This window comes from Roseiarcus sp. (assembly GCF_049514155.1).
Classification (GTDB): domain Bacteria; phylum Pseudomonadota; class Alphaproteobacteria; order Rhizobiales; family Beijerinckiaceae; genus Roseiarcus.
This window is the reverse complement of sequence record NZ_JBEKVH010000041.1, coordinates 1-26,628: the sequence shown is the minus strand read 5'-3', so window position 1 is coordinate 26,628 and position 26,628 is coordinate 1. Positions and strand designations below refer to the sequence as shown.

At 68.9% G+C, this 26,628-nt stretch carries 29 protein-coding genes and 1 other RNA gene; 9 read left to right on the top strand and 21 right to left on the bottom strand.

Annotated features, from left to right (window positions below):
• The 3 genes from ABSF49_RS08380 to ABSF49_RS08370 form a co-directional block, all read left to right on the top strand.
• Positions 1–631, top strand: a 631-nt coding sequence (locus tag ABSF49_RS08380) for an ABC transporter ATP-binding protein (protein ID WP_424112188.1), incomplete at its 5' end; no start/stop codon positions are given.
• Positions 628–1,347: an ABC transporter ATP-binding protein gene (locus ABSF49_RS08375; protein ID WP_424112187.1), complete on the top strand. Its 720-nt coding sequence runs from the start codon at positions 628–630 to the stop codon at positions 1,345–1,347. The genes ABSF49_RS08380 and ABSF49_RS08375, both read left to right, overlap by 4 nt.
• 283 nt (positions 1,348–1,630) lie before the next feature.
• Positions 1,631–3,259 (top strand): FMN-binding glutamate synthase family protein, encoded by a 1,629-nt coding sequence (locus ABSF49_RS08370; RefSeq protein WP_424112186.1) that lies wholly within the window; start codon positions 1,631–1,633, stop codon positions 3,257–3,259.
• Positions 3,260–3,276: 17 nt separating this feature from the next.
• Here the strand turns inward: ABSF49_RS08370 and ABSF49_RS08365 are convergent, their stop codons facing one another.
• The 4 genes from ABSF49_RS08365 to ABSF49_RS08350 all read right to left on the bottom strand — a co-directional run bounded on the left by ABSF49_RS08365 (position 3,277) and on the right by ABSF49_RS08350 (position 7,196).
• Entirely contained in the window at positions 3,277–4,341 is a 1,065-nt protein-coding gene (locus tag ABSF49_RS08365; protein ID WP_424112185.1) for an ABC transporter ATP-binding protein, read from the bottom strand.
• 11 nt (positions 4,342–4,352) lie between these two features.
• Positions 4,353–5,141 carry an ABC transporter permease gene (locus ABSF49_RS08360; RefSeq protein WP_424112184.1) on the bottom strand — a complete coding sequence of 263 codons (789 nt, stop codon included), beginning with the start codon at positions 5,139–5,141 and terminating at the stop codon, positions 4,353–4,355.
• Positions 5,138–6,019, bottom strand: a complete 882-nt coding sequence (locus ABSF49_RS08355; protein ID WP_424112183.1) for an ABC transporter permease — start codon at positions 6,017–6,019, stop codon at positions 5,138–5,140. The genes ABSF49_RS08360 and ABSF49_RS08355 overlap by 4 nt, the downstream gene beginning before the upstream one ends.
• An 82-nt stretch (positions 6,020–6,101) precedes the next feature.
• Positions 6,102–7,196 carry an ABC transporter substrate-binding protein gene (locus ABSF49_RS08350; protein WP_424112189.1) on the bottom strand — a complete coding sequence of 365 codons (1,095 nt, stop codon included), beginning with the start codon at positions 7,194–7,196 and terminating at the stop codon, positions 6,102–6,104.
• A 269-nt stretch (positions 7,197–7,465) separates the two neighbouring features.
• Between ABSF49_RS08350 and ABSF49_RS08345 the strand changes: the two genes are divergently transcribed.
• Positions 7,466–11,197, top strand: a complete 3,732-nt coding sequence (locus tag ABSF49_RS08345) for an AsmA family protein (RefSeq protein ID WP_424112182.1) — start codon at positions 7,466–7,468, stop codon at positions 11,195–11,197.
• Here ABSF49_RS08345 and ABSF49_RS08340 read toward each other — a convergent pair.
• The 11 genes from ABSF49_RS08340 to cysS form a co-directional block, all read right to left on the bottom strand.
• Positions 11,191–11,424: a ribbon-helix-helix domain-containing protein gene (locus ABSF49_RS08340; protein ID WP_424112181.1), complete on the bottom strand. Its 234-nt coding sequence runs from the start codon at positions 11,422–11,424 to the stop codon at positions 11,191–11,193. The genes ABSF49_RS08345 and ABSF49_RS08340 overlap by 7 nt on opposite strands.
• Positions 11,421–11,630 carry a DUF4169 family protein gene (locus tag ABSF49_RS08335; RefSeq protein ID WP_424112180.1) on the bottom strand — a complete coding sequence of 70 codons (210 nt, stop codon included), beginning with the start codon at positions 11,628–11,630 and terminating at the stop codon, positions 11,421–11,423. The genes ABSF49_RS08340 and ABSF49_RS08335 overlap by 4 nt, the downstream gene beginning before the upstream one ends.
• The gene (locus tag ABSF49_RS08330; RefSeq protein WP_424112179.1) at positions 11,627–12,199 is read right to left on the bottom strand and encodes an SspB family protein; all 573 of its coding nucleotides are present in this window, start codon (positions 12,197–12,199) and stop codon (positions 11,627–11,629) included. The genes ABSF49_RS08335 and ABSF49_RS08330 overlap by 4 nt, the downstream gene beginning before the upstream one ends.
• Positions 12,200–12,276: 77 nt before the next feature.
• Positions 12,277–12,633: a transfer-messenger RNA gene (gene ssrA, locus ABSF49_RS08325) on the bottom strand.
• 12 nt (positions 12,634–12,645) lie between these two features.
• Positions 12,646–13,422: an anti-sigma factor family protein gene (locus ABSF49_RS08320; protein ID WP_424112178.1), complete on the bottom strand. Its 777-nt coding sequence runs from the start codon at positions 13,420–13,422 to the stop codon at positions 12,646–12,648.
• The gene (locus ABSF49_RS08315; protein WP_424112177.1) at positions 13,419–13,952 is read right to left on the bottom strand and encodes a sigma-70 family RNA polymerase sigma factor; all 534 of its coding nucleotides are present in this window, start codon (positions 13,950–13,952) and stop codon (positions 13,419–13,421) included. The genes ABSF49_RS08320 and ABSF49_RS08315 overlap by 4 nt, the downstream gene beginning before the upstream one ends.
• A 22-nt stretch (positions 13,953–13,974) precedes the next feature.
• The gene (locus ABSF49_RS08310) at positions 13,975–14,337 is read right to left on the bottom strand and encodes a c-type cytochrome (RefSeq protein ID WP_424112176.1); all 363 of its coding nucleotides are present in this window, start codon (positions 14,335–14,337) and stop codon (positions 13,975–13,977) included.
• An 11-nt stretch (positions 14,338–14,348) separates the two neighbouring features.
• A complete protein-coding gene (locus ABSF49_RS08305) occupies positions 14,349–15,275 on the bottom strand; it encodes a metallophosphoesterase family protein (RefSeq protein WP_424112175.1) in 927 nt (308 codons plus the stop codon).
• A gap of 84 nt (positions 15,276–15,359) precedes the next feature.
• Positions 15,360–16,961 carry a citramalate synthase gene (gene cimA / locus ABSF49_RS08300; RefSeq protein ID WP_424112174.1) on the bottom strand — a complete coding sequence of 534 codons (1,602 nt, stop codon included), beginning with the start codon at positions 16,959–16,961 and terminating at the stop codon, positions 15,360–15,362.
• Positions 16,962–16,971: 10 nt separating this feature from the next.
• Entirely contained in the window at positions 16,972–17,475 is a 504-nt protein-coding gene (locus ABSF49_RS08295; protein WP_424112173.1) for a GNAT family N-acetyltransferase, read from the bottom strand.
• Positions 17,472–18,974: a cysteine--tRNA ligase gene (gene cysS, locus ABSF49_RS08290; protein ID WP_424112172.1), complete on the bottom strand. Its 1,503-nt coding sequence runs from the start codon at positions 18,972–18,974 to the stop codon at positions 17,472–17,474. Before cysS ends, ABSF49_RS08295 begins: the two co-directional genes overlap by 4 nt.
• A gap of 308 nt (positions 18,975–19,282) precedes the next feature.
• On the opposite strand from cysS, the gene ABSF49_RS08285 reads away from it, so the two are divergent.
• Positions 19,283–19,567: a hypothetical protein gene (locus ABSF49_RS08285; protein ID WP_424112171.1), complete on the top strand. Its 285-nt coding sequence runs from the start codon at positions 19,283–19,285 to the stop codon at positions 19,565–19,567.
• Between the two features lie 15 nt (positions 19,568–19,582).
• On the opposite strand, the gene ABSF49_RS08280 is transcribed toward ABSF49_RS08285, so the two are convergent.
• Entirely contained in the window at positions 19,583–20,101 is a 519-nt protein-coding gene (locus tag ABSF49_RS08280) for a CreA family protein (RefSeq protein ID WP_424112170.1), read from the bottom strand.
• 134 nt (positions 20,102–20,235) lie between these two features.
• Here ABSF49_RS08280 and ABSF49_RS08275 point away from each other — a divergent pair, with 134 nt between their 5' ends.
• The 3 genes from ABSF49_RS08275 (at position 20,236) to ABSF49_RS08265 (ending at position 22,895) form a co-directional block, all read left to right on the top strand.
• Positions 20,236–20,652, top strand: a complete 417-nt coding sequence (locus ABSF49_RS08275) for a MarR family winged helix-turn-helix transcriptional regulator (RefSeq protein WP_424112169.1) — start codon at positions 20,236–20,238, stop codon at positions 20,650–20,652.
• Positions 20,653–20,732: 80 nt separating this feature from the next.
• Positions 20,733–22,013, top strand: coding sequence for a phosphoribosylamine--glycine ligase (gene purD, locus ABSF49_RS08270; protein ID WP_424112168.1), 1,281 nt, complete (start codon positions 20,733–20,735; stop codon positions 22,011–22,013).
• Positions 22,014–22,895, top strand: coding sequence for a patatin-like phospholipase family protein (locus ABSF49_RS08265; protein WP_424112167.1), 882 nt, complete (start codon positions 22,014–22,016; stop codon positions 22,893–22,895). It begins immediately after the preceding gene.
• Here the strand turns inward: ABSF49_RS08265 and fmt are convergent.
• Positions 22,861–23,817 carry a methionyl-tRNA formyltransferase gene (fmt, locus tag ABSF49_RS08260; RefSeq protein ID WP_424112166.1) on the bottom strand — a complete coding sequence of 319 codons (957 nt, stop codon included), beginning with the start codon at positions 23,815–23,817 and terminating at the stop codon, positions 22,861–22,863. The two genes, ABSF49_RS08265 and fmt, sit on opposite strands and share 35 nt — an antisense overlap.
• Before the next feature lie 110 nt (positions 23,818–23,927).
• Here fmt and ybgC point away from each other — a divergent pair, with 110 nt between their 5' ends.
• Entirely contained in the window at positions 23,928–24,338 is a 411-nt protein-coding gene (ybgC, locus tag ABSF49_RS08255) for a tol-pal system-associated acyl-CoA thioesterase (RefSeq protein ID WP_424112165.1), read from the top strand.
• Positions 24,339–24,351: 13 nt separating this feature from the next.
• Here ybgC and ABSF49_RS08250 read toward each other — a convergent pair whose 3' ends face one another.
• From ABSF49_RS08250 to ABSF49_RS08235, 4 genes are all read right to left on the bottom strand, one after another.
• Entirely contained in the window at positions 24,352–24,888 is a 537-nt protein-coding gene (locus ABSF49_RS08250; protein WP_424112164.1) for a terminase large subunit domain-containing protein, read from the bottom strand.
• Positions 24,885–25,322 (bottom strand): hypothetical protein, encoded by a 438-nt coding sequence (locus tag ABSF49_RS08245; RefSeq protein WP_424112163.1) that lies wholly within the window; start codon positions 25,320–25,322, stop codon positions 24,885–24,887. The genes ABSF49_RS08250 and ABSF49_RS08245 overlap by 4 nt, the downstream gene beginning before the upstream one ends.
• 259 nt (positions 25,323–25,581) lie before the next feature.
• Positions 25,582–26,061, bottom strand: coding sequence for a hypothetical protein (locus ABSF49_RS08240; RefSeq protein WP_424112162.1), 480 nt, complete (start codon positions 26,059–26,061; stop codon positions 25,582–25,584).
• Positions 26,061–26,628 (bottom strand): 2,3,4,5-tetrahydropyridine-2,6-dicarboxylate N-succinyltransferase (locus ABSF49_RS08235; protein WP_424112161.1); only part of this gene is annotated, 568 nt, incomplete at its 5' end. The genes ABSF49_RS08240 and ABSF49_RS08235, both read right to left, overlap by 1 nt.

Genomic DNA, 26,628 nt, shown 5'->3' with positions numbered 1-26,628 from the left:
GGGAAAGACGACCTTCTTCAATTTGATCAGCGGTTTCTTTCCGCCCAGCGCAGGCCGGATCGTCTTCGAGGGGCGCGACGTCACGACAATGCCGGCGCATCGGCGCGTCGCCATCGGCATGGCGCGAACCTTTCAGGTCACCGAAATCTTTCCTGAGCTCTCGGTCTACGAGAATTTGCAGATCGGCGTCGAGATCGCCGCGGGCTATCGCCTGCGGCCGTGGATCAACCGCGCCGAGAGAACGGCGGTGCGCGTCCGGATCGACGAAATCCTCGATCTCGCAGGGTTGACCGGCAAGACCGAGCGCCTGGTCGGCGAGCTCGCCCACGGCGACCAGCGCGTCGCCGAAATCGCCATGGCGCTGACGCTACGGCCGCGGCTGCTGCTGCTCGACGAGCCGGCGGCGGGCATGGGCGATCAGGAAACTTACACTGTCACCAAACTCATTCGTGATCTGCATCGCGGGGCGGAGATGGCGATTGTGCTGATCGAGCACGACATGCGCGTGGTGTTCGGCCTTGCCGATCGCATCACGGTTCTCGATCGAGGCCGAGTGCTCGCGGAAGGGTCGCCCCAGCACATCGCAGGCGACGCGGCGGTCCAACAAGCCTATCTGGGGAAGACGGCATGACGGCGCTCGTAGCCGAAGGCCTTCACACCTACTATGGCAAGAGCCACATCCTCAACGGCGTCGGCATCGAGGTCGCCGAGGGGAAAATCACGGCGCTGCTGGGGCGCAACGGCGCCGGCAAGACGACGACGCTGCGCAGCCTGATGGGGCTGACGCCCGCGCGAAACGGCAAGATCACGATTTTCGGCAAGAATACAACGCGCTGGCCGTCGCATCGCGTCGCCGCTTCAGGCGTCGGCTATGTCCCGGAGGGGCGACGGGTCTTCGCCAATCTCAACGTCGAGGAGAACCTCAAGACGCCGCTCGAGCGCGCCGGGCCGTGGACGATCGCGCGCGTCTATCAGCTCTTTCCCCGGCTCGCCGAGCGTCGGCTGAGCCGAGGGCGCCAGCTTTCGGGCGGCGAACAGGAAATGCTGTCGATCGCCCGCGCTCTGATGCTCAATCCGCGGTTGCTGATGCTCGACGAGCCCTCGCAGGGTCTCGCTCCGCTCATCGTCAGCGAAGTCTTTCGCATCGTCGCTTCGATGCGCGATGAGGGAATATCGATTCTGCTCGTCGAACAGAACGCCCGCATGAGCCTGGAGATCGCCGACCACGCTTATGTCCTGGACAACGGCGCGATCGTCCATTCCGGTCCGGCGCGAGATCTTGCGAGCGACGAAGCGCGCGTGCAGGCGCTGGCTGGTGTCGGCGGTGGCGACTGGACGCAGATTTAGCGCGCCGCCGGCGCCAATAGGCTGGCGGCCGGCGGACCGCCGGTCTTCGCCTTGCAGGGCCGGCGCATGCGGCGCGGAGGCTCGCGCCTGATCGACGCCGTCAACGCGCTCGGCCTGACGCACGGCGCTGCGCCGCAGGCGGCCTGATTCCGGAGTGCGGACCGCGGCAAGCGCGCGTCTTCGCGAAGACGCAAAAATGTGTAAGCGTCTCAGCGCGTCAAGGGGGCGGCGGCGCGCGCGATTCGCACGACTCGGCCGCTCCCGACGCGTTCGAGGGGCGCCCATGCGAATCCTGGCTCTGGCGTTTTCGCCGCGTTTCGTCGTCCTGACCGCGTGCGTGCTGCTGACGCTCGCCTTCTGCGCCGCGGCGATCGGCGCGACGCCGCACTGGCGGACGCTGTTCCTGGTCGCCGTCGTCATCTTCGGCGCGCTGTCGCTGCTCGGCCTGCGCGACCTCGTTCAGACCTCCCACGCGGTTCTGCGCAACTATCCGATCTCCGCCCACCTGCGCTTCCTGCTCGAAGAAATGCGGCCGGAGATGCGGCAATATTTCTTCGAGAGCGAGACCGACGGTCTGCCGTTTTCGCGCAACCAGCGCGCCGTCGTCTACCAGCGCGCCAAGATGCAGCTCGACAAGCGGCCGTTCGGCACGCAACTCGACGTCTCCGCTCAAGGCTACGAATGGCTGCGCCATTCGATTGCGCCGGCTGAGATCGCCGAGACGCCGTTCCGCGTCCTGGTCGGCGGTCCCGGCTGCGCCCAGCCCTATGCGGCCTCCATCTTCAACATCTCGGCGATGAGCTTCGGCGCGCTGAGCGCCAACGCCATTCGCGCTCTCAATCGCGGCGCGGCGCTCGGCGGCTTCGCCCACGACACCGGCGAAGGCGGCTTCAGTCCCTATCACCGCGAGGGCGGCGGCGACGTGATCTGGGAAATCGGCTCGGGCTATTTCGGTTGCCGCACCGCCGAAGGTGGGTTCGATCCCGCCGGCTTCGCCGCCACCGCCGCCAACAACCAGATCAAGATGATCGAGATCAAGCTCAGCCAGGGCGCCAAGCCCGGCCACGGCGGCGTGTTGCCGGCGGCGAAGGTGACGGCCGAGATCGCGGCGATCCGCGGCGTGCCGGTCGGCCGCGACTGCCTGTCGCCGGCGCGCCACCGGGCCTTCTCGACCCCGCTCGAGATGATGGGCTTCATCGCCGAACTCAGGCGTCTTTCCGGCGGCAAGCCGGTCGGCTTCAAGCTTTGCGTCGGCCACCCGTGGGAATTTCTCGCCGTCTGCAAGGCGATGCTGGAGACGGGCATCCGTCCCGACTTCATCGTCGTCGACGGCAAGGAGGGCGGCACCGGCGCGGCGCCGCTCGAATTCGCCGACCACCTCGGCATGCCGATGCGCGACGGGCTCGTCTTCGTCCGCAACGCGCTGATCGGCGCGGGATTGCGCGGCGACATCCGTCTCGGCGCCTCGGGCAAGATCGCCAACGCCTTCGACATGGCCTGCGCGATGGCGCTCGGCGCCGACTGGTGCAACGCGGCGCGCGGCTTCATGTTCGCGCTCGGCTGCATCCAGTCGCTGTCCTGCCACACCGACCGCTGCCCAACCGGGGTCGCGACCCAGGATAAGACGCGCTCCCGCGCACTGGTGGTCGAGGACAAGACCGAGCGGGTGCGCAACTACCATCGCTCGATGCTGCACGCTTTGGCGGAATTGACCGCGGCGGCGGGGCTCGAGCACGCGCGCAACTTCCGGCCGATCCATTTCTCCCGCCGGGTCAGCGCCAGCGACACCAAGACCTTCGCCGAGCTTTATCCGCAGCTCCAGCCTGGCGAACTGATTGCCGGCGCGCGTGACGGCTGGTGGCGCGAGCAGTGGGATGCGGCGCGCTCCGACCGTTTCGTCGTCGCCGTCTGAGCGTGCGCGCTTAAGCGCTAGTGGGCGAGCAGCGGGATCAGGTCGTCGCGGCCGAAATTGACCGTGATCGGCGCGCCGAGCGCCGGAAGGTCGTTGGCGCCGGTATTGAACGTGTCGATGATGACGGCGGCCTCCGCCAGACGCACCCGAACCCGGACGACCGCGCCGAGAAAGGCGACGTCCTCGATGACGCCGGCGAGGGTATTGCGGTCGTCGCCGCCGACGCCGATGCGCAGCGCCTCGGGCCTGAGCGCCATCGGCAGAATGTCGCCCGGTTTCGCGCCGTTGAGTTTGCGCGCCGTGGTCGCGCGCTGGCCGTCGATGTCGATCGCGCCCGACGAAGCGTCGACGATCCGGCCGTTGAGCAGGTTGAGCGTGCCGACGAACGAAGCCACGAAGCGGGAGACCGGCGCGTTGTAGATCTCGCTCGGCGTCCCAACCTGCTCGATCGCGCCGTCGTTCATCACCACGACGCGATCGGACATCGACAGCGCTTCCTCCTGGTCGTGGGTGACGAAGATCGTGGTGATGCCCAGCTTGCGTTGAAGCGCGCGGATTTCCTCGCGCAGCGACACGCGGATGCGCGCGTCAAGGGCGGACAGCGGCTCGTCGAGCAGCAGAATCTGCGGGCTCGGCGCGAGCGCGCGGGCGAGCGAGACACGCTGCTGCTGGCCGCCCGACAGTTGATAGGGATAGCGCTCGGCGAGTTGCGGCAGCTTGATCATCGCCAGCATCTCGTCGACTCGCACCTTGAGCTCGGCCGCAGGCCTGCGCGCGACCTTGAGGCCGAAGCCGATGTTGGCGGCGACCGTCATGTTGGGGAACAGCGCGTAGGACTGGAACACCATGCCGATCGCGCGCTTGTTGGGGCGCAGATGCGTCACGTCCTGGCCGTTGATGCGGATTTCGCCCGCGGTCGGCGCCTCGAAGCCGGCGACCATGCGCAAGGTCGTCGTCTTGCCGCAGCCGCTTGGTCCGAGGAACGTGACGAACTCGCCGCGCTCGACGGAGAGATTGAAGTCCCTGACGACCGCGTGGGCGCCGAAGGTTTTGCGAATGCCGGTGAGGGCGAGGAACGACATGGACGACAATCCTAAGGCTTGTCGACGGAAAAGCGAACGCCGGAACCAAAGAGTTGAATCAGCCCCATGCAGGCCCAGGTCAACGCAAAGGCGATGATCGCCAGCGCCGACGGTTCGTAGGCTTTCGAAGCGCCGATAAGCTGCAGATAGGGTCCGAAGGCGGGCCGATCGAGCAGACTGGCGAAGGTGAACTCGCCGATGACGATGGCGAAGGTCAGGAACGCCCCCGACAGGATGCCGGAACGGATGTTGGGCAGGATGATGTGGAACAGGATGGTGAAGATCCCGGCGCCCTGGCTTTCGGCGGCTTCCGTCAGGGTGCGCACGTCGATCGAGCGCAGCGCAGTCTCCACCGAACGGTACATGTAGGGCAGGCCGAGGCCGACATAGCCGAACATCAGCAAGGCGTCGGCGCCAAGCGAGGTTGCGGTCAGCGGCAGGATTGACGAACTGCCGTAGAGTTTGATGTAGCCGAACACCAGCACGATCGCCGGAACCACCAACGGCAGCAGGGTGATGAACTCGACCAGCCCGCGCAACTTCGGCAGGCGGAGTTGCACCCAGTAAGCCGTCGGCACGACGACGAGGACGCCGACGATGATCGTGACGAACGCCAGCACTGTCGAATAGAAGAACGAGTCGCGGAAGTTGCCGCTGGCGAGCACGACCCGATAGGCGTCGAAGCTGTATTCGCCGCGCCGCATGCGCAGCGAGAATTCGAAGGTGGCGATCAGCGGCGCGAGGAAATAGGCGACGCCGAGGATCATCGCCGCCCAGGCGGCGAACTTGCCGCTTTTCATTTGAGCCACCGGTCCGAGCGCGCGCGCAAGTAGAGATAGGCGACGTTGGACAGGCCGGTGATCAGCAGCATGCCGAAGGCCAGCGCGTAGCCCAGATTGGGATCATGCAGCACGTCGCCGCGGATCTGCGCATAGAGCAGGATGGGCACGATGTTGAGGAACGAGCCGGTCAGCGCGTAGGCCGTGGCGATGGCGCCGAAGGCGTTGGCGAACAGCAACAGCGACGCGCCGAGCACGCTCGGCCACAGGATCGGCAGGACGATCATGCGCCAGTACTGCAGGCGGCCGGCGCCGAGGATATCCGCCGCCTCGCTCCACTCCGTTTTGAGGCCGTCGATTGCCGGCGCGATGACCAGCACCATCAGCGGAATCTGGAAATAGAGATAGGTGAGGGTGAGGCCGGTGAAGGTGAACAGGCTGAAGCCGCTTGCGTAGAGGTCGACGCCGACGCCTCTGAGCAGGATGGTGACGAAGCCGAGGCGACCGAGCGTCGCCATGAAGGCGAAGGCGAGCGGCACGCCAGCGAAATTCGACGCCACGCCGCTGAACGTCATCAGCGTCGGCCGCACCCAGCCGGGCAGACCGCCGCGCAGCGCGGCGATCGCCAAGGCCAAGCCGATCAGTGCGCCGAAAAACGCCGAGGCGACGCTGACCTCGATGCTGAGCAGGTAGGAAAGTCGGATCGACGGCTGCCAAAGCCGCTCGAGATTGGCGAGCGTGAACGCGCCGTCATGGTCCTGGAACGCGCCGACCAGCAGCGACGCCGTCGGCACGATGAGGAACATCACCGCGAAGATGAAGAACGGCGTGACGCCGAGCCACGCCGCCATGTTGGGAAAGCGCAGAACGCGAATCACCGGCGCCGCGACGGTCGTCATGGGCGAACGTCGGCGCTGACGCGCCCGGCGACCCCGCCCCCGGTTAGGGGGGAGGGGCGCCGGTCAGATGAGCGTGTGCGCGTCACTTGGCGACGGTGGCGCCGACGACCGCATCCCATTGCTTGGCGATGACATCCTTCGCCGCCGCCTGCTCGTCGAGGGTCGGGAACTTCGCCTTGGCGTAGCCATCGGCCGGCGGCAGCGCAGCGAGCAAGTCGGCGGGCACCTTCTTGCTTTCGATGAGGTTGTTGAAGCGGATCGGGTGGCAATAGCCCTTCAGCCAGCCGAGCTGCCCTTCGTCGGAATAGAGGTGCTCGAGCCACAACTTGGCGGCGTTGGGGTGCGGCGCATAGGCGCTGATCGCCTGCACGTAGACGCCGGCGACGACGCCGGTCTTGGGCACGATCACCTCGACCTTCGGGTTGCCCTTTAGCGAGTCGCGCGCCGCAAGCGCGTTGTAGTCCCAGTAGATGAGGATCGGCGTAGTGCCCTGGGCGATCGAGGCGGCCTTGCCGATGACCGGGACGAAATTCCCCTTCTTGTTGAGATCGGCGAAGAACTCAAGGCCCTTGGCGGCCGCCTTGGCGGCGTCGGTCTCGCCGGCGCCGAGGCCGGCCGCGTAGACGGCCGTCGTCGCCTGATTGGAGACGCGTGGGTCGCCGGCGAGCGCGACGCCGGCCTTGTACTCGGGCTTCAGCAAGTCGGTCCAATCGGTCGGCGCGTTCTTGACGATATCGGCGTTCACCGCGAAGGTCAGCACGCCGTAATAGTCGCCGACCCAGTAGCCGTCCGCATCCTTCGCGCTGTCGGGGATCGAGTCCCAAGTCGAAACCTTATACGGCTGGAGCAGGCCGTCCTTCTTGGCCGACGGGCCGAAGCTTAGGCCGACGTCGATCACGTCGGGGGCTTGCGGGCCCTTGTTGTCCTTGTTGGCCTTGATCGCCTCGACTTCGTCGCCCGAACCGCCGTCGGGGTTGAGCTCGTTGACGGCGAGGCCGTATTTGGCCTTGAAACTGTCGATCAGGTCGCCGTAGCCGCACCAGTCGCGCGGCAGGGCGATGACGGTGAGCTGGCCTTCCTTCTTGGCGGCGGCGACGAGTTCGTCAGGCGGAGCGGCGAGAGCCGGCGCGGCGCCAAAGGCGAGCGCCATGGCTGCCATGGATGCCAACAATTTCATGCGCTGCTGCAGCGTTACATTGCTCATGACACTCCCCCTCGGCGCTTGCGCCTTCGCCCAACTATGGACCAACGGGGCCCTAGCCCCGGCGTATGACAAAGGCATGTCGGGCCCTGTGGCCGGGCGTTAGTTTCCACCGGCGGGCGTTGGAATGCAACGGCGAGCCGCGGCGAAAGCTCGGCTTGTTCCGCCGCCACGCTCAGGCCATGTTGTCGGACTAGGGCGCGGTTACGCCGCGGCTCGGGGCTCATTCGGTCGATTTTGCAGAAGTGCGCCAATTTCTCACGTTCGTCGCCGTTTTGCTGATCGTGGCGCTGACGGCGGCGCTGGTCGCGCCGCTGTTCATTGATTGGTCGCGCCATCGCGGGCAGATCGAGGCGGAGCTGAGCGCGATCGTCGGCGCTCCGGTCGTCGTCGCCGGCCCGATCGACATTCGATTCCTGCCGACGCCTTACCTCCTGCTCAAGGACGTGACGATCGCCGCCGCTCCCGGCGGCCCCGCCGCTTTGGCGTGCAAGTCGCTCCAGCTCGAGGTGGCGCTCGCCAGCCTGCCGAGCGGCGGCGTGCGATTTACCCTTGCCCGGGTCGACCATCCCGCCCTGACGCTCGTCCGCCGCGCCGACGGGGCCGTCGATCTGCCGCGCTGGCGCCTTCAGGTCGCCGGCGGCCGCATCGCGCTTGACCGCCTCGTCGTCGACGGGGGGCGCGTCACGCTGATCGGCGGCGACCAGAAGCCGCTCGACGTCGCTCTCGATCTCGACGCGTCGGCCGCCTCGCTCGTCGGGCCATTCCGCGGCTCGGGGCGGATCGCCGCGCCGGGCCTGGGCGCGGCGGCGATCACTTTCGCCAGCGGCGCGGCGGCCGACGGGGCGCTGCCGCTCAAGCTGGAGGTGACGCGCGACGGCGGCCCGAACCTGATTTTCGACGGCGCCGTAACGAAGAACCCAGGCGCCGACGGCGGCGTCGCCCTCGCCTTTGCGGGCGCCGCGACGGCGAGCGGCGCGATCGAAACCAGCGAATCCGGGCCGCCGACGCCGTGGCGCGCCTCCGCGACGCTGAGCGGCGACCTCGAACTCGCGTCCGCGCAGAACGTGGTCTTACGATTCGGTCCAGACGAGCGGGCGCTCGAAACGCGCGGCTCGGCGCGTCTCTACGGCGGAAAATCGCCGCGGTTGTGGGTCGATTTCGACTCCAAACAGCTCGATTTCGACGCCTTGCTGCGCAACAAGGACGAGGACGCCGCCCCGCCGGCGCGCGCATTCGCAATTCTGGCCCGGCTGGTCGCCCCGCTGCAGCGCGGCGACGGCGCGCCCCTGGCGATCGACGCCGCCTTCACCGCTCAGACGGCGATCGTCGGCGCTCAAACCGTGGCCGATATCGATTTGCGGGCGACGGCTTCGGCCGGCTCGCCGCTGTCCGGCACGCTGGCGCTCAACCTGCCCGGAGACGCTTCGGTGCGGTTTTCGGGCGGGCTCGAAGTCGGCGCGGCGGCGGGCTTCAAGGGCGCGTTGCAGGCCCGGCTCGGCGACATTGCGCAGCTGCGCGACTGGGCGACGCGCGGCGAGCCCGAATGGGCGCGCCGCCTCGCCGCGCTGGGCCAGGCGCTGCCCTATCGCGCCGCTTCGGCGAGCGGAGAGGTCGAGATTTCAGCGGTCGCGATATCGGCCCGCGACCTCGATCTGACGCTGGACCGGTCGACCCTCAGCGGCGCGATCGCCTACACCGCGCCGGTCGCCGACGAGCGCGCGCGCCTGTTCGCAGACTTGCGCAGCGACGCGCTCGACGTCGACGCCTTGCCCGATCTCAACGCCAGCGCCGGGCTGATCGGCGACGCCGATCTGTCGCTGGCGCTGGAGGCGACGAAGCTGCGGGTCGGTCGGCCTGGCGACGCCGGTTTCGAAGGCGGCTCGCTGGCGCTGAAATTGACCAAGACCGGCGACGACTTCTCGCTGGAGAAATTCTCGCTTTCCGGGCTTGGCGGCGCTTCGGTCGAGGCGAGCGCCGCCCTCGGGCCGAAGGGGCGCTCGGTGCAGGTCGCGCTCGACGCGCAAAAGCTCGACGACGTTGCGACTCTGGTCGGCCGCGTCGCGCCGGGCGGAGCGAGCCGTTGGCTCGCCGCGCGCGCCGGGGCGCTTTCGCCGGCCAAGGCGACGCTGCAGGCGTGGTCGGCCGACCCGAACGCGCCCGGGCTCGATTCGATCAAGGTCGCGGGCGTCGCGGGCGGCGCCCAGTTCGACATTGCGGCCAAGCGGTCGGGCGACGCGGCGGACGTCAATTTCAGCCTCGACGCTGGCGACGGGTCGGCGTTGATGCGCCAGCTCGGCGTCGCCGCGGCCGCGGGCGTCGGCGGCCGCGCCCATCTCGAAGGGTCGGCCAAGGGCCGCTGGGACCTCGGATTCGACGCCCTTGCTTCAGGGACGTTGTCTGGCGCCGACTTCACTTGGCGCGGCCGCCTGCGGCCGACGGCCGACGCTGGCGAAGCGTCGCTGTTCGGGTCGGCGACGCTGAAAGCCGCCGACGTTTCCGGCCTGCTCGCCGCGCTCGGCGTCGCCAAGTCCGGCGGCGTCGCCGCGCCGGTCGATCTTTCGGCCGACCTCACCTTGCGCGGCGACCAGCTGGCGCTGCCGCGCCTGAGCGGGAACGTGGCGGGGTCGAAAGTCGACGGCAAGCTCACTTGGCGGCTCGTCGCAGCCGAGGCGATCGATCCAGACGTCGCGCTGGCGCAGTCGATCGCCGGCGAAACGCCGGACTCGCAGGCGGAAGTCGCAGGCGATCTGTCGCTCGATCGCGCCAGCCTCGCCGGCCTGTTCGGCCCGATGCTCGGCGCGCCGCAATCGCGCGCCGCCGACGGAGGCTTCGCGCCGCCGAGCCTCGACCCACCGCCGCTCGACCTCAATCTGCGCATTGGCGCGCTCGATCTCGGCGGCGGCCAGACCGCGCGCAGGGCGAGCGCGCGACTGCGCATGGACCGTGGGCGGTTCGACCTCGACGACGTGGCGATGGAACTCGGCGGCGCGCACGCAGGCGGTCGCCTGACGCTCAGACGCGACGCGGCGCTGGTCGCCGTCACCGGCGAAGCGTCGCTCGAGCCGGTCGCCGTCGATCAGCCAGCCCTGCGCGGCCGTATCGGCGGCGAGCTGACGTTCGCCGGTTCGGGCGACAGTCTCGGCGCGCTGATCGGCGGGCTGGCGGGAGAGGGAAAGATCGAATTGCGCGCGGCGGCGACGCCGCGTCTCGATCCGGGCGCGCTGACCCGCGTGTTGGCGCGGGCGCAGTCTGGCGACATCGGCATCGACGAGACCAATGTCGGCTACAACCTCGGACTGGAACTCGACCGCGCCGCGCTGCCGCTGCCCGATGGCGCGGCGCCGGCGACGCTGAGCGCGGGCGTCATCCGCGTCGGACCGCTGGCGATCGGCCGCGCTGGCGGCGCGGCGACGGCGAGCGCTACTTTCGATTTGCGCGCGCAGAATCTCGCGCTCGACGTCGATTTCACCGAGGCGCGCGGCGGCAAGTTCTGGAATGGCCCGCCGCCTGCCGTCGACATTTCGCTGATCGGCGGGCTTGCCGCGCCGGCGCGGCGCATCGACGCGTCGGCGCTCGCCGCCGGACTTGCAGCGCAGGCGATCGGGCGCGACACCGACCGCATCTCGGCGCTCGAGGCCGATATCCGCGAGCGGGCCTGGTTCAACCGCCGCCTCAAGGCGGAGAAGTACATGCGTCAGCGCGAGGCGGAACTCGCGGCTTATGAGGCCGATCAGGCGCGGCAGAAGGCCGAGGACGACCGCAGGCGCGCCGCCGACGAGGCGGCGAAAGCGGAGGAGGATCGCAAGCGCGCCGCTGCTGACGCCGCGAAGGCGAGCGTGGCGGCGCCGAACCCGCCGACCGCCGACGATGCGTCCGCCTCGGCGCCGGCGAGCCCACCCCCGGCGAATCCGCCGACGCCGGCGCCACGGCCGAAGGTCGAGGCGGTCGATCCGACCGCGACCGGCTTCTACTGAGGCGAATTTTCGAGCACGTAGACGCGGATCGCAGAGGACAGGTTGGCGCCGTCGCGCGCGGCGTCGATTTCGGCGATCATGGCGCCGACCGAGCGGCGCCGAGCGACAGCAAGGGCCTTGAGGCGGCGCCAGAAAGCGTCCTCGAGCGACACGCTGGTGCGGTGGCCGGCGATCGTCAACGAACGCTTGACGATCGCCGCGTGCGGCGTCGTCGCCTCGGCGCTCATCGCTCTTCGCCGCCTGACTCGCGACGATGGCCCTCGAGCGTGCGCTCGGCGCGTTCGCGTTCGGCGCGCGCTTCGCGCTTGGCCGCCTTGCCGACGCCATGGGCGAGGCGATTGGCCGCCGCAGTCGCGTCGTCTTGGTCGCGGCGGCGCTGCTTGCGGGCGCGGCGGAGGTTGACGATCTCACCCAATCCGAGGCCCTGTTTCACTTCTTGTGGCGGAACGCGTCGATCGAAACGACTTTCGCCGGCTCGGCTTCGCGCGGCCGCTCGGCCTTCTTCGCCGCCGCTTCGGCCGACTTGGCGGAGGCGGATGCGCCCGCCTTCGTCGGCGCGGCCGGCTGCGTCGCGGCGGCGGCGCTCGGATCCGACTTTCGCGCGGCTTCGCGCGGCGGCGCCGACGCCTTGGCCGGCTCGCTCGCAGCGCGCGGCTCGAGCTTGAAGCCGAAGGGAACCGAGGGATCGCTGAAGCCGGTGATGGAATCGAAGGGAATCGTCAGCCGCTCGGGCTTGCGCGAGAAGTTGAGACTGACCGAGAAGGCGTCGTTGGTCACTTCGAGGTCCCAGAACTCGTGCTGCAGGATGATCGCCATCTCGTCGGGATAGCGCTGCAGCACCGCCGGCGGGATGACCACGCCCGGCGCCTGGGTCTTGAACGCGATGTTGAAATGATGCTCGCCCGGCAGTCCGCCGCGCGCCGCGTCGCCAAGCACCTTGCGCACCACCGAGCGCAGCGCCTCCTGAACCAGCAGGTCGTAACGGATGTAGTCGGTTGGCATGGAAATCCGCAGTGGAAAACCTTGCCCGGAAGGCTAGCCGAGACCCCCGTTGATGGCAAATGCGCGTGCGCGGAGAAAGTGGAGGCTTCTGTTGCCGGGCGCCTCCGAACCCCGCCTAAAGGAGCAAACCTTTAGGGCTTGAATCCCAGTACCAGCGCTGCATTACGCAGCGAGGGCCACCGGAGCATAGTTGTCATTCGCAACTATAGGTTTGACCCGATAACGGCGGTATCATGCCGAGCGAAAGCGCGTCCTTTACATCCCCCGTCGAACCTATTTCGCCCCCGCCGAAACCCGCCTGTCCGGTGGGCTTGGGTGGAGGCGCCGGGTACCGCCCCCGGGTCCGAAAGACTTATTCCGACGTCCGTTTATCGCCATAGTCGCCTTGCGGCGGCGCGCCCAATATAGGCGGCCGAACGAGGCAAGGGAAGGGCGGCGGGGCGATTTCACCGCGCCTCGCCGCCGCCGACCGCCGCCGCGGCGCGGAAGGCGGCGGCGAAGGCCGACAATTCGGCGGCGTCGATGTCCGACACGGCGACATAGGCGCGCTCCCGATCGGCCCAGCGAACCAGGCGGAACCCGTCGAGCGTTCCCTCCCGCGGTCCGAGCGCGCGGTCGCCGAGCGACAGCGGCAACTCGGTTAACGCGATCCAGTGCTCGCGCCGCTGGTAGACCAGCGTCGGGACCGGTGTCGCGCCGACGACCGCGATGCGCCCTCCCGCCAGCGGATAACCCTTGTCGGCGAGGTCGGCGACTTCGACGCCGAGCGGCGCATGGGCGACGAGCCACGGCTTGACCGTATGGCGGTCCGAGGAGGCGACGTCGAACGGTCGGTCGGAAAGCCCGGCGCGCGCGAAATCGGCGACCATCGCGGCGGCGACCGGATCGGCGGCGCGCGAAGAGAGGAGCAGGGCCTGGGCCGCCGCGCCGATGACGATTCCCGCTGCGACTGCGGCCGCCAGCGACAGCGGGACACGCCGCCCGTTTGCTTTCGGACGGCCGATCGCAGCGACGGCGTCGCGAAGCGCCGCCGGCGCCGTCTCAGCCGCTCCATGCCGCCGCACCGCTTCGCGCACCGCGGACAGGCGCCGCAATGAAGCGCGCAGTTGCGGATCGCGCTCGAGTTCGCGCTCCAGCTCGACGCGGTGGGCCGCGTCCAGCTCGTCGTCGAGCGCGGCGTTAAGGCGCAAGAGCTGATCTTGGCGCGGGTCGGAGTCGCTCATCGCTTGTCTTCCAGAATCTTGGCGAGCGCCGCGCGCCCTCGCGCCAACCGCGACATCACGGTGCCGATCGGCGTTTCGGTCGCCTCGGCGATCTCGCGATAGGCGAGGCCGTTGATCTCCCTGAGCACCAACGCTTCCCTCAGCGGCTGCGGCAGCGCGGCGATCGCTCGGCGCACGCGCTCGCCGTCCTCGGCGGCGATGAGAATCGCTTCGGGAGACCCGTCGTCGTCGGCGAAGTCGACGGTCTCGATCGCCGCAAGATCGTCGGCGCCGCCGGCGAAGGACAGCGATTTCGAACGGTTTTTCGCCATCCAGGTCAACGCCGCGTTGCGGACGATGCGCAGGAACCACGCGCGCGGTCGCTCGACGTTCGCCGTCTCCAGCGCGTTCAAAGCCCGCAACGCGGCGTCCTGCACGATGTCCTCGGCGTCGGCCGCGTCGCCGGAGAGCCAGCGCGCCAGCGCGTAGGCGTCGTCGACATGCGGCGGCACGATCGCCTGATACCGCCGCCGCGCCGCGTCGCTGATCATGATCCTTCCCGCGTTCCGCCGCTCACCGCGCCCGCTCCTTGAGGAACGCGATCACGTCGGCGCGGTCCTGAGCCTTGTCGAGATGATAGAACATTCTGACGCCCGGCACGAAGGCCTGCGGATTGGCGAGCCAGCGGTCGAGCGTCCGTTCGTCCCAAACGAAACCGGCGTTCTTCAGGGCGTCGGAGTAGGGATAATCGGGCAACGACCCCGCCTTGCGGCCGAACACGCCGCGATGGCGCAGGCCGACGTCGTTCTTGTCGAGCGAATGGCAATCCTGGCAACCTTCGTAGAGCTGTTCGCCGCGCGCCGCGTCGCCGGCGGCGCGGGCAGGGTCGGCGGCGGCGAGGGCGAGCGCGGCGCCGAGCATGTGTCCGAGGTTCATCGCGCCGCTCCTCACCCCAGGGCCGTGTCGGTGATCGCCAGCGGCGACGAAGACCGGGAAAAGGAGACGTCGGTCACGCCGAGCAGTTTGCGCAGCTCGCCCGGCGGAACGCGCATCGGCCCGGGCGCAGGCGCGGTTCCTGGCGCCGGCTGCGGGAAGGCGGTCGAGCGGGCGGTGTGGAAAGTCACTGCGCCCTCAACCTTCTGCATGAGTTGGTGGATGTGACCGTTGAGCACGGTCACCGAACCGAAGCCCGCCAGCAGCTTCAGCGCCTCCGCCGAATCCTCCGTTCCCCATCCCCATTCCGGCGCGATCGTCCATAACGGTATGTGAGCGAAGACGACGATCGGCGTCGAACTGGTCTTGCCGCCGAGATCCTCGGCGAGCCAGGCGAGCTGCTCCGGCCCGAGCGAACCGAGGCCGTTCGCCTTGAGGTCGACGACGTTGACCAGGCTGACGAAGTGGACGCCGCCATAGTCAAAGGCGTACCAGCCGCCGCCGGTCGCGCCCTTGCCGAAGCGGTCGAGATAAGCGGCGCGGGTCGCCGCGTCGACGATGTCGTGCTCGCCGGGGGCGTAACGCACGTCGAGGCGCGCGCGGCCGATCAATTGCCCCGCGTCGTCGAACTGCTGCGGAGTCGCGGCATGAGTGACGTCGCCGGTGTGGATCATGAACGCCGGCCGACGGGGCAGGGCGATGACCTGGTCGAGCGCCGCGTCCAACGTCGCGCGGGTGTCGGGATTGGCCGGCTTGTCGAAGCCGATATGGCTGTCGGAGATCTGGACGAAGGAAAAGCCGCCTTCTTCAGCCGCCGCCTCGCCGATCAGGCGCGAGGCGGGAATGCCGCCGGCGATGGTCCAGACGACGCCGGAACCAGCCCACACCATGCAGCTGAGGGCCTGGCGGCGGTCGAGGTGCAGCGAATCGCGTTCTGTCATGCGGTCCTCCTCATGGCGCGGCGTCGCCGCTCATGAGGAGAGACTCGCGGAAAGCGGCGTTTATTCCCTGCCGCGGAAAGAAAGTTACGGCGCCGCGGCGCCGACCTTGACCAGCTTGTAGTCGATCGCGTCGACCAGCGCCTGGAACGACGCGTCGATGACGTTGGACGAGACGCCGACGGTCGACCAGCGCGCGCCTGAGGAGGCCTCGCCGAACTCGATCAGCACCCGCGTCACCGCGTCGGTGCCGCCCTGGAAGACGCGCACGCGATAATCGAGCAACTCGAGGTCGTCGATATGCTTCTGGTAGGCGCCGAGGTCCTTTCGCAACGCGAGGTCGAGCGCGTTGACCGGGCCGTTGCCTTCGGCGGCGGAGATCGACGTCTGGTCGCCGATGCGGATCTTCACCACCGCCTGCGAGGCGGAATAGAGCGCGCCGTGCGAATTGAACTTGCGCTCGACGCTGACGTGGAAGCTCTCGACGTCGAAGAACCTCGGCACTTCGCCGAGCGTGCGGCGCGCCAGCAGCTCGAACGACGCGTCAGCCGCCTCATAGGCGAAGCCTTGCGCCTCGCGGTCCTTCACCTCGCCGAGCAGTCGCGACAGCTTGGGGTCGTCGGGGTTCGCGACGATCCCCTTGCTGGCGAGCTGGGCGATGAGGTTGGAGCGGCCGGCCTGATCGGAGACGAGGATCGCGCGCGCATTGCCGACGGTCTCCGGCTGTATGTGCTCGTAAGTGCGCGGGTCCTTGGCCAGGGCGGAAGCGTGAATGCCGGCCTTGGTGGCGAAGGCGGATGCGCCGACGTAAGGCGCGTGGCGGTCGGGGGCGCGGTTCAACAGTTCGTCGAAGGCGTGCGAGATCTTGGCGAGCTCGCGCAGAGATGCTTCCGACACGCCGGTCTCGAACCGGTCGGCGAGCCCGACTTTCAGCGCCAGCGACGGAATCAGCGAGACGAGGTTGGCGTTGCCGCAACGCTCGCCGAGTCCGTTCAACGTGCCTTGCACCTGACGGGCGCCCGCGCGCACCGCGGCGAGCGAGTTGGCCACCGCGTTGTCGGTGTCGTTGTGGGCGTGGATGCCGATATGGTCGCCGGGGACGACACGCGCCGCCTCGGCGACGATACGCTCGACTTCGTCGGGCAGCGTGCCGCCGTTGGTGTCGCACAGCACCACCCAGCGCGCGCCGGCGTCATAGGCGGCGCGCGCGCATTCGAGCGCGTAAGCGGGGTTGGCCTTGTAGCCGTCGAAGAAATGTTCGCAATCGACCATCGCCTCGCGGCCGGCTGCGATCGCCGCTTTGACGCTGTCGACGATGCAAGCGAGGTTCTCCTCCAGCGTACAGCCGAGCGCGACGTGGACGTGATAGTCCCAAGTCTTGGCGACGAAGACGATCGCGTCGGCGTCGGCGGCGATGAGGGCGGCGACGCCGGGATCGTTGGCCGCCGAGCGGCCGGGTCGCTTGGTCATGCCGAAGGCGCAGAAGCGCGCGCGCTTGGTCGGTTTGCGCTCGAAGAAGCGCGTGTCGATCGGGTTGGCGCCGGGATAGCCGCCCTCGACGTAATCGACGCCGAGTCCGTCGAGCATCGCTGCGATCTGCCGCTTGTCCTCCAGCGAGAAATCGACGCCGGTGGTCAGCGCGCCGTCGCGCAGCGTCGTATCGAAGAGGTAGAGGCGTTCGCGGGTCATCGTCGTTTCCTCAATGGCGCGCCGGCTCGTCCGCGCCGCCTGGCGGCGCGAGGCGCTTGGTCATGGTGGTGTTCGCCAGCCATTCGTCGTCGAGCTGGACGAGGTTGCGGCGTTGGGCCTGGAATCCTCGGCGGTCGAACAGCGGCCGCGCCGTGTCGCTGACGTCGCTCGTCAGCGTCTTCGCGCCGCGCGCGGCGGCGAGGCGGACGAGCGCGTCAATGAGGGCGGTCGCGACGCCCTGCCGCGCGAAGTCGGGTTCGACATAGAGCATGTCGATCGTCTCTGCGCCCTTGAGCGAGGCGAAACCGGCCGGCTCGCCGTCGACGAGCGCCACCAGCGTCAACGCGCCGACGAGGCGCTTGGGAAAGTCGGGATCGTCGGCCTGCGCCGCCCAGGCGACGCACTGGTCGGCGCTGTAGTCTTCGATCGCCAGGCCTTCGACGCTGGCGCGAAAGATGGCGGCGCAGCGCTCGGCGTCGGCGGGAAGGTAGGGGCGCAGGGAGACGGCGCTCATCGCTTGACCTCCCAGGTCGTGCCGCCTTTGGAATCCTTGACGACGACGCCCATGCCCGAGAGCGCGTCGCGCAGGCGGTCGGACTCCGCCCAGTTCTTGGTCGCGCGGGCGGCGGCGCGCGCTGCGACCAGCCGCTCGACTTCGCTGCGGTCGACGGCGGCCGCCGCCAGGCCGGCGGCCTGACGCTCGCTGCGCTTCTGCGTCAGCAGGCCCAGCAGATTTGCGCTGGCCTTCAACAGCGCTGGGGCCGGTTGTTGGCCCGCGAGGGTGACGCCAGGCAATATGATTCCGGCCACGGACGGGTGCGCGAGGCGGTGAAGTTCGGCGAGCGCGGCCGGCGTATTGAGATCGTCGCAGAGGGCTTCCTCGACGCCGGGCGCAATTTCGCCGCCCGGCTCGACGTCGCCGACGGCGTCGTACCAGCGGTCGAGTGTGCTTTCAGCCTCTTCCAGCGCTTTCGCCGTCCAGTCGATCGGCTGGCGGTAATGGGTGCGCAGCATCGCCAGCCGCAGCGCTTCGCCCGACCACGACCGCCCTCCGAAGGCCTCCGTGCGCAGGAGGTCGTTAATGGTGATGAAGTTGCCGAGGCTCTTCGACATCTTCTCGCCTTCGACCTGCAAAAAGCCGTTGTGCATCCAGACGTTCGCCATGCGCGGCGCGCCGAAGGCGCAGCACGACTGCGCGATCTCGTTCTCGTGGTGGGGGAACACGAGGTCGACGCCGCCGCCGTGGATGTCGAAGACGTTCTTCGTTGGATCGTTGCAAGCGAGCCCGCCGCCGAACGGCGCGAGCAGTTCGGCCATCGACATCGCCGAGCACTCGATGTGCCAGCCGGGTCGGCCAAGCGTCGCGATCCCGCACGGACTCGGCCATCCCGGCTCGTTGGCCTTCGACGGCTTCCACAGCACGAAATCCATCGGGTCGCGCTTGTAGGGGGCGACGTCGATCCGCGCGCCGGCGAGCATCTCGTCGAGCGAGCGCCTCGCCAGCGCGCCGTAGCGCGGCGCGCCCTTGAGCGCGTCCATCGCGCTCGGCGAGAACAGGACGTGCTCCTCAGCGACATAGGCGACGCCGCGCGCCGCCAGCCGCTCGATCAGCGCCTTCATCTCGTCGATATGGGCGGTCGCGCGCGGCTCGTGGGTTGGCGGCAGGCAACCGAGCGCCGCGACGTCGTGGTGGAACTGGCGTTCGGTCGCCTCGGTGACGCAGGCGATCGCCGCATTGAGCGGCAGGTCGGGGAAGTCGCGCGCGGCGCGGGCGTTGATCTTGTCGTCGACGTCGGTGACGTTGCGCGCGTAGACGACGTTCGCCTCGCCGTAGAGCCGCCGCAGCAGCCGGAACAGCACGTCGAAGACGATCACCGGCCGCGCGTTGCCGATATGGGCGAAGTCGTAGACCGTCGGCCCGCAGACATACATGCGCACCGCGCGAGGATCGAGCGGGGCGAACTCGGCCTTGCTGCGCGTCAGCGTATTGTAAAGTCGGAGCGGGGTCGGCATCTCGGTTCCAAGAATTCGGGTCAGGACCAGGTCGCACGCATGCGCCGGACCGGCCGGTCGATCGCTTCTCGAAACTTCAGACAGAGAGACGCGAGCCAGCCAGCTAAGAGCTAGCGGCTAATGATGATGATCCGGCAAATGCGGGTCAGGCGCGTCATGGCGGCATCCATCTCTTAGAGGGGCGGCGATGTCAAGCGCGAGGGCGCGCCCGCCCTAATGTCGCCGTTAACGCAATTTTATGAAGTTCGCACAGATTTTGTTCACCCTTCGACGATTCGCGTTCGCTTGCCAGACCGTAAGGCTCGTTCATGCGTAACCTCGCCCCTCTTTCCGCTCTCCTCGCCTTCGCCGCCGCCTGCGCGCTGGGTTTCGGCCTTTCCCAGGCCGCCTCGGCTGGGCAGGCGCGCGTCTTCCCCATCGCCGCCAACGACGGCTACGGGCTGCAGGAATGCCTCGGCGAGGGCGGCGAATGCGGTCGCGCCGTCGCCGACGCCTGGTGTGCGGCGGAAGGCCGCGGCGCGGCGCTGTCGTTCGGCCGCGCCAACGGCGCCGCGGCGGCCGACGCGGCCTATATCGTCACCTGCGGCGACTGAGACGCGCGGCGCCGCTCAGCGCAGATAGTCAGCGCATTTCGGGATGTCGTTCGAGCCGCCCCATGGCTCGATCGGCACCGTGGAAGTTGAGTTCTTCGGCGACCCGTCGATCAGCTTGTCCGAATAGGTCATATAGACCAGGATGTTGCGCTTGACGTCGCAGCCGCGGACGATCTGCATCTTCTTGAAGATCAGCGATCGGCGCTCGCTGAAGACGACTTCGCCCTGCTCGAACTTCGCCTTGAACTTGATCGGGCCGTACTGACGGCAGGCGAGCGAAATGTCGGACGTCTGCTCGGCGAGGCCGAAGGCGCCGGCGAGGCCGCCCTTTTCCGGCGCGGTGTAGTGGCAGGCGACGCCCTCGACGACGGGATCGTCGATGCCATAAACGGCGAGTTTGTCGTTCGGGGTCAAAAGCTTGAACGTGGTCGACTTGCGGAAGATGAGGTCCGGGTCGGCCGATTGGGCGTGAGCGGTCGCGGCGGCGGCGGCGAAAAGGGCCGCAACGAGGCCCCAGCGCCAGGCGGATGTCATGGCGAAACTCCGAGCGGAGCGCGGCGAAGCGCCGGCGAGCGGAACATAGGGTCCGCACGCGACCGGGCCAAGGCCGCGTTGTTCAAGATATTCGAATTCGTATATCATGGGCAAAAAAAGGGAGCGCGCCGAGCATGACCGAAGCCAAACTCGACGACTTGTTGCGTCGCGCGGCGGCGACCCACCGCTTGGCGGTCGAGCGCGCGCTCGCCGATCTCGGCGTCACGTTGGCCCAATACGCGGTGCTGAAGACCGTCTTCGAGACGCCGGGGATCAGCAACGCCGAGATCGCCCGCGCCGAGCGCCTGACGCCGCAGACGACGAGCCTCGTGCTGGCCAATCTCGAGCGCAAACGCGCAGTTCTGCGTCGCGCCCATGAGCGCCATGGCCGCATCCGCCGCGCCGAGGCGACCGAACTCGGCGCGCGTCTGCTGGCGGCCTGCCGCGATCGGCTCGGCGGCCATCATCGGCGGCTCGCCGCCGCGCTTCCCTCGGAAGGGGGCGCGGGCGTGGAGGCCTGGCTCAGCCGTCTCGCCGAGATGCGGGTTTGACCTCGGGGCGCGGAATTGCTCAAACCGCCGCAAATCGCTGGCGCGCCCAGCAGTCGCGACAGGAGCGGCAAGGACAGGCGATGAACGTTCTCATTCTCGGCGGCGGCGGCCGCGAGCATGCTCTGGCGATGGCGCTGGCGAAATCGCCGTCGCTGTCGAGGCTCTTTGTCGCGCCGGGCAATCCGGGTTGCGCCGCACTGGCCGAAAACGTCGCGCTGCCGATCGACGATCACGCGGCGATCGTCGACTTCTGTCGTGCGCGCGAAATCGGGCTGGTTGTCGTCGGTCCCGAGGCGCCGCTGGTCGCCGGCGTTGTCGACGATCTCGCCGCTGCGGGCATCCTGTGCTTCGGGCCGAGCAAAGCGGCCGCGCGCCTCGAAGGCTCGAAAGGATTCGCCAAGGATTTCTGCCGGGAGTTCGGCATTCCGACGGGCGACTATCGTCGCCTCGCCGACGCGGCGTCGGCGCTCGCCTACGTCCGCGCCAAGGGCGCGCCGATCGTCGTCAAGGCCGATGGCCTCGCCGCCGGCAAAGGCGTCGTCGTTGCGATGACGCTCGACGAAGCTGAGCAGGCGATCCAATCGATGTTCGCCGGCGCCTTCGGCGGGGCCGGCGCGCAACTCGTGGTCGAGGACTATCTCGACGGCGAAGAGCTGTCGTTCTTCGCCCTGTGCGACGGAACGCGCGCTGTTGCCTTCGCCGGCGCGCAGGACCACAAGCGCGTCGGCGACGGCGATTCCGGCCCCAATACCGGCGGCATGGGCGCCTATTCGCCGCCGCCGTTGCTGACGCCGGCCTTGAGCGAGCAGGTGATGCGCGAGATCGTCGCGCCGACCGTCGCCGGGATGGCCAAACGCGGCGCGCCGTTCCGCGGCGTGCTGTTCGTCGGGTTGATGGTCGGCGCAAACGGACCGAAGCTGATCGAGTATAACGTCCGCTTCGGCGACCCGGAGGCCGAGGCGATCCTGGCCCGGTTCGACGACGACCTGCTCGAATTCCTGCTCGGTTGCGCGCGCGGCGCTTTGCCCGACCGCGCGCCACGTTTTTCGGACGAAGCGGCGCTCACGGTGATCATGGCGGCGCGCGGCTATCCCGGAACGCCGGAGAAGGGCACGCCGATCCGCGGGCTCGACGCCGCGGCGCGCGCGCCGGGCGTGACGATCCTGCACGCCGGCACGCGCCGCAACGGCGAAAAGTTGGTCGCCGACGGCGGCCGCGTGCTTGCGGTCACCGCGCTCGGCCGCGATGTCGCTGAGGCGCAGGCGCGCGCCTACGCCGCCGTCGATCGTATCGACTGGCCGGGCGGCTTCTGCCGGCGCGACATCGGTTGGCGCGCGGTCGCAATGAAGAAGGGCGGGTGAATGGACTCTGGCGCAACGCCGATCTTCGCGCGCGGAGGCGCTTCCGAACCGATCGTCGCCATCGCGCTCGGCAGCGGCGGCGCGCGCGGCTTCGCCCATATCGCCGTGCTTGAGGCGCTCGACGAGCTCGGCGTCGCGCCGTCGGCGATCGCTGGAACTTCGATCGGCGCGATGATCGGCGCCGCGTACGCCGCGGGAATGAGCGGGCGCGAAATCCGCGCCTATGCGATCGACGCGGTGCGCAGCCGCAGTGAGATGATGGGCAAGCTGCTGCGGGCGCGGGTCGGACGCTTCTCCGATCTCGTCCTGCGCGGTCGCGGCAACCCGGTGCTGCTTGACGGCGAGGTCTGCCTCGACCTGTTCTGGCCGGAGGCGGTGCCGGACTTTTTCGAGGGGCTCGCCAAACCCTTGCTGGTCGTCGCGACGGATTTCTACGATCGCCGCGAGCTCGTCATGTCGAGCGGCGCGCTCGGGCCGGCGGTCGCCGGATCGATGGCGATCCCCGGTCTGATTCAGCCCGTCGCCTATAGCGGCCGGTACCTGATCGACGGCGGCGCGGTCAATCCGCTGCCCTACGACCTGCTGTTCGACCGCGCCGACGTCGTCGTCGCCGTCGACGTCACCTTCGGCGGTCGCCGCCGCGAGTCGCGCCGTCCTGCCCCGTTCCAGTCGATGTTCGGCGCGGCGCAGATCATGCAGGGCGCGATCACCGCGCAGAAGCTGAAGATGCGGTCGCCCGACATTCTCGTGCGGCCCGGCGTCGAACAATTCGGCGTGCTCGACTTTCTGCGCGCGAGCCAGATCCTGCGCGCCGCCGAGTCGGCGAAGGACGAGCTCAAGCGCCGGCTCAGCGCTCGCTTTGAGGCGGCGCTGGGGGATTGAATTGCGCGCCGACGTCGAGCTTGGCGCCGCGCATCAGCTCCGCTCCGCTCATGAGGGTCTTGCCGGGACGCTGGGCGGCGACGACGCGAATCGCCTTGTCGCCGCAGGCGACGACCATCGAAGCTTCGACCACGGCGCCGGGCGGGCCGGCCCCTTCGACGACTTCGGCGCGAAGAATCTTGACCCGCTCCAAGCGTCCGCCGATCGCAATTTCGCTGTGCGCGCCGGGTGTGGGCGAGAGGCCGTGGATGCGGTTGCGCACCGCGACGGCGTCGGCGCTCCAGTCGATCGCCGCTTCGCTCTTGTCGATCTTATGCGCGTAGGTCGCGCCCTCGGCGCTTTGCGGATGAAAGGCAAGGCGACCGGCGGCGAGCTCGGGCAGGGACTCGGCGATCAATTGCGCGCCGAGCGCCGCGAGCCGGGCGGCAAGTTCGCCGGCGGTTTCATCGGGGCGGATCGGCGCGCGAATCTCGCGCGCGACCGGACCGGTGTCGAGCCCGGCCTCCATGCGCATGAGGTCGACGCCGGTTTCGGCGTCGCCGGCCATGATCGCGCGCTGGATCGGCGCCGCACCGCGCCAGCGGGGCAGCAGCGAGGCGTGAAGGTTGAGGCAGCCGAGCCGCGGCGCCGCCAGCGCCGCCGGCGGCAGAATGAGGCCGTAGGCGACGACGACGGCGACGTCCGCGGCGAAGGCGCGGAACGTCTCTTGCGCCTCGGCGCTGCGCAGGGTCGCGGCGGTCACGACCGGCAGGCTGAAGTCATCGGCGAGGCGGTGGACTGGGGTCTTGGTCAGCTCCAGGCCCCGCCGCCCGGCTGGCTGCGGCGCGCGGGTGTAGACCGCGACGACCTCGTGGCCATGCTCGAGGATGGCGCGCAAGGCCGGCGTGGCGAAATCCGGCGCGCCCATGAAAACCACCCGCATGGTCGGGCGCATAGCATCGCGCCGCCGGGGGGTCAAAGCGCGAGGCGCGCCTTTCCCCGAGCGCCGGCGGGAGGTAGTTTGCCCGCGCGCCGAACCGGAGCGCATTCGAGATGATCACGCCGACGCCCTTTCACGAACTCGCGGTGCGCGTCTATTACGAAGACACCGACTTCTCTGGGCGCGTCTACCACGCCTCTTATCTTCGTTTTATGGAGCGCGGCCGCACTGAATGGCTGCGCGCGCTCGGTTACGAACACGGCGCTCTCGCGGGTGAACAGCACGTGGTCTTCGCCGTTCGCCGACTCGAGATCGACTATCTCGCTCCCGCGGTCATCGACGACCTCCTGCGCGTCGAGACGCGCGTCGCCGCGGTACGCGGCGCGGCGATCGACTTCGCCCAGACCGTGTCGCGTGGCGACAAGACTCTCGCCGTAGCGAAGATCCTTGTGGCGGCGCTACGCGACGGCCGACCGATGCGCGTTCCGCCAGCGCTGCGGGCGGTGATGGAGACAGCAGTTTGACGGTGTTCCAGCCTCAGACGTCGAGCATGCGGTCGAGCCGCGCCGCGAGCGCGCGCAGTCGGTCCGGCTCTTCGGCCGAGAACAGCAGCGAGACGGCGCCGTTGGGCCAGTCGAGCCGGCCCGAAGCGCGCGCGTAGCGCGGCCGCTCGCCGCTCGGGCAGACCGCCATCAGTCCGGATTCGCCCAGCACCATCACGTCGCGCACGTCGTCGTGGGTCGCGCCGATCAGGTTGACGATGGCGAAGCTCTTCGCCCATTCGCGCACCGCTTCGGCGCCGGCGCGGGTCTTGCCGGCGCCGCGGCCGGCGAGGATCAGCCAGTAGATCCAGTCGCCCGGCGGCGGCCGCTGGTCGTCGCGCGCCCACAGCGACCAGTCGTAGAAGAGTTCGTCGCATTGCTTGTCGCTGAGCCCGCCGAGCAGCTTGGCGCGCTCGGCCGGCGACAATTCGAGCAGCGCGCCGATGTTGCGCAGCAGCTTCGGGCCGGCGCGGCCGGCGGCGCGCCAGCCAAGGCCGCGCGGCTTGCGAGCGGGCTTGGCGCGCGCGCTCACGGCTCGGTCTTTCGCGCCGCGATCATCCGCTCGGCCATCGCGTTGAGTTTGGCGAGCAGCCGCTCGCGCCCGCCTGCGTCGGGCGCGTCGTTCGCCGGAACGAGCTTGCCGAGGCCGTGGTAGCGGTCGAGCCGGTCGAGGATCTTCAGCACGCGGTCGATCGCCGGCGGGTCGCCGTTTACGGCCAAAGGCGCGAGCGTCGCCGCCATCGCTTCCAGCCGTATGATCTGCAGGCGCGCGTGGTCGGCCGCCGGCGCGACCCAGCGCCGCCTGAGTTCGTCGCGCAACAGCGTCTCGACCCGCTTGCGCGTCAGCCGCTCGCTTTCGGCGATCGCCTCGACCGATTGGCCGGAGACCAGCGCGGCGACGATTTTTGCCCCTCGCCGCGCGGGCGCGGCTATGCGCGCGCGATCCGGCGCGTCGTCTGGCGACATGAGCGATCCTGCGATGAAGGGGAAGCGGAAGGCGGCTTAGGCGCGCCATCTCCACTGTGCTCGAATATGCCGCAAGCCGCGGAAAACGACAAGGAATTGTTGCGGCGGGGCGGTTGGAGAGCCGGAATTAGGTAAACGTGATCAGCGTGTTAGATCAGACTTATTCTCCTCCGCCGTCATGGCCGTCCCCGGACTTGATCCGGGGACGGCCATGACGACTTCTTTGGTTTGGCCGCAGACTCACGCTTTACCGCGTGCGTCACCGTCTCCGGCTCGCGCCGAAGCCGAGCTCGATCCCGTTCCACGCCACGATCGCGACGGCGAGCGCGGCGAAGACATAGACGAACCCCTCCGGCATCGTCCCTTCCGAGCGCGGCTGATACCAATCGGCGGCGCCGGCGATGAGCAGCGAGAACGGCGCCAGGCCGGCGAGCGCCGGCGGCCTGCCGCGGTCGGCGAAACGCTTGGCGCTGACGAAATATTCCGCCACCGCGCACAGGATCAGCGCGAAGGCGTAGACGATCAGATAGGCGTGCCGCGCGACGGTGAGCGGATCGATGAACGCTTCATGCGCGAGGTCGCGCGGCGCGTCCGGCGCGACGGCCAAGGCGATGACCGTGAGGACCAGCGCGACGCCGACCGGCGCGGCGCTGGCCAGCGCCCATTCGCGCCCGCCGATGAACCCTTCGGTTTCGCGATAGAGGAAGCGGAAACGCGCCGCCCGCGGGCTTTCCGCCATCAGTCTCTCAGCAGTTCGTTGATGCTGGTCTTGGCGCGCGTCTTGGCGTCGGCCGTCTTGACGATCACGGCGCAATAGAGCGACGGGCCCGGCGAACCGTCGGGCAAAGGTTTACCCGGCAGCGAGCCGGAGACGACGACGGAGTAGGGCGGCACGTAGCCGACATGGATCTTGCCGGTGGCGCGATCGACGATCTTGGTCGAGGCGGAGATGAACACGCCCATCGACACCACCGAACCCTCGCCGACGATGACGCCCTCGACCACTTCCGAGCGCGCGCCGATGAAGCAGTCGTCCTCGATGATGGTCGGGTTGGCCTGCAGCGGCTCGAGCACGCCGCCGATGCCGACGCCGCCGGAGAGATGCACGTTCTTGCCGATCTGCGCGCACGAGCCGACGGTGACCCAGGTGTCGACCATGGTCTTCGCGCCGACATAGGCGCCGAGGTTGACGAAGCACGGCATCAGCACCGCGTCGGGCGCGACATAGGCCGAGCGGCGCACGATGCAGCCGGGCACGGCGCGGAAGCCGGCGGCGCGGAAGGCGGCTTCGTCCCAACCGGCGAAT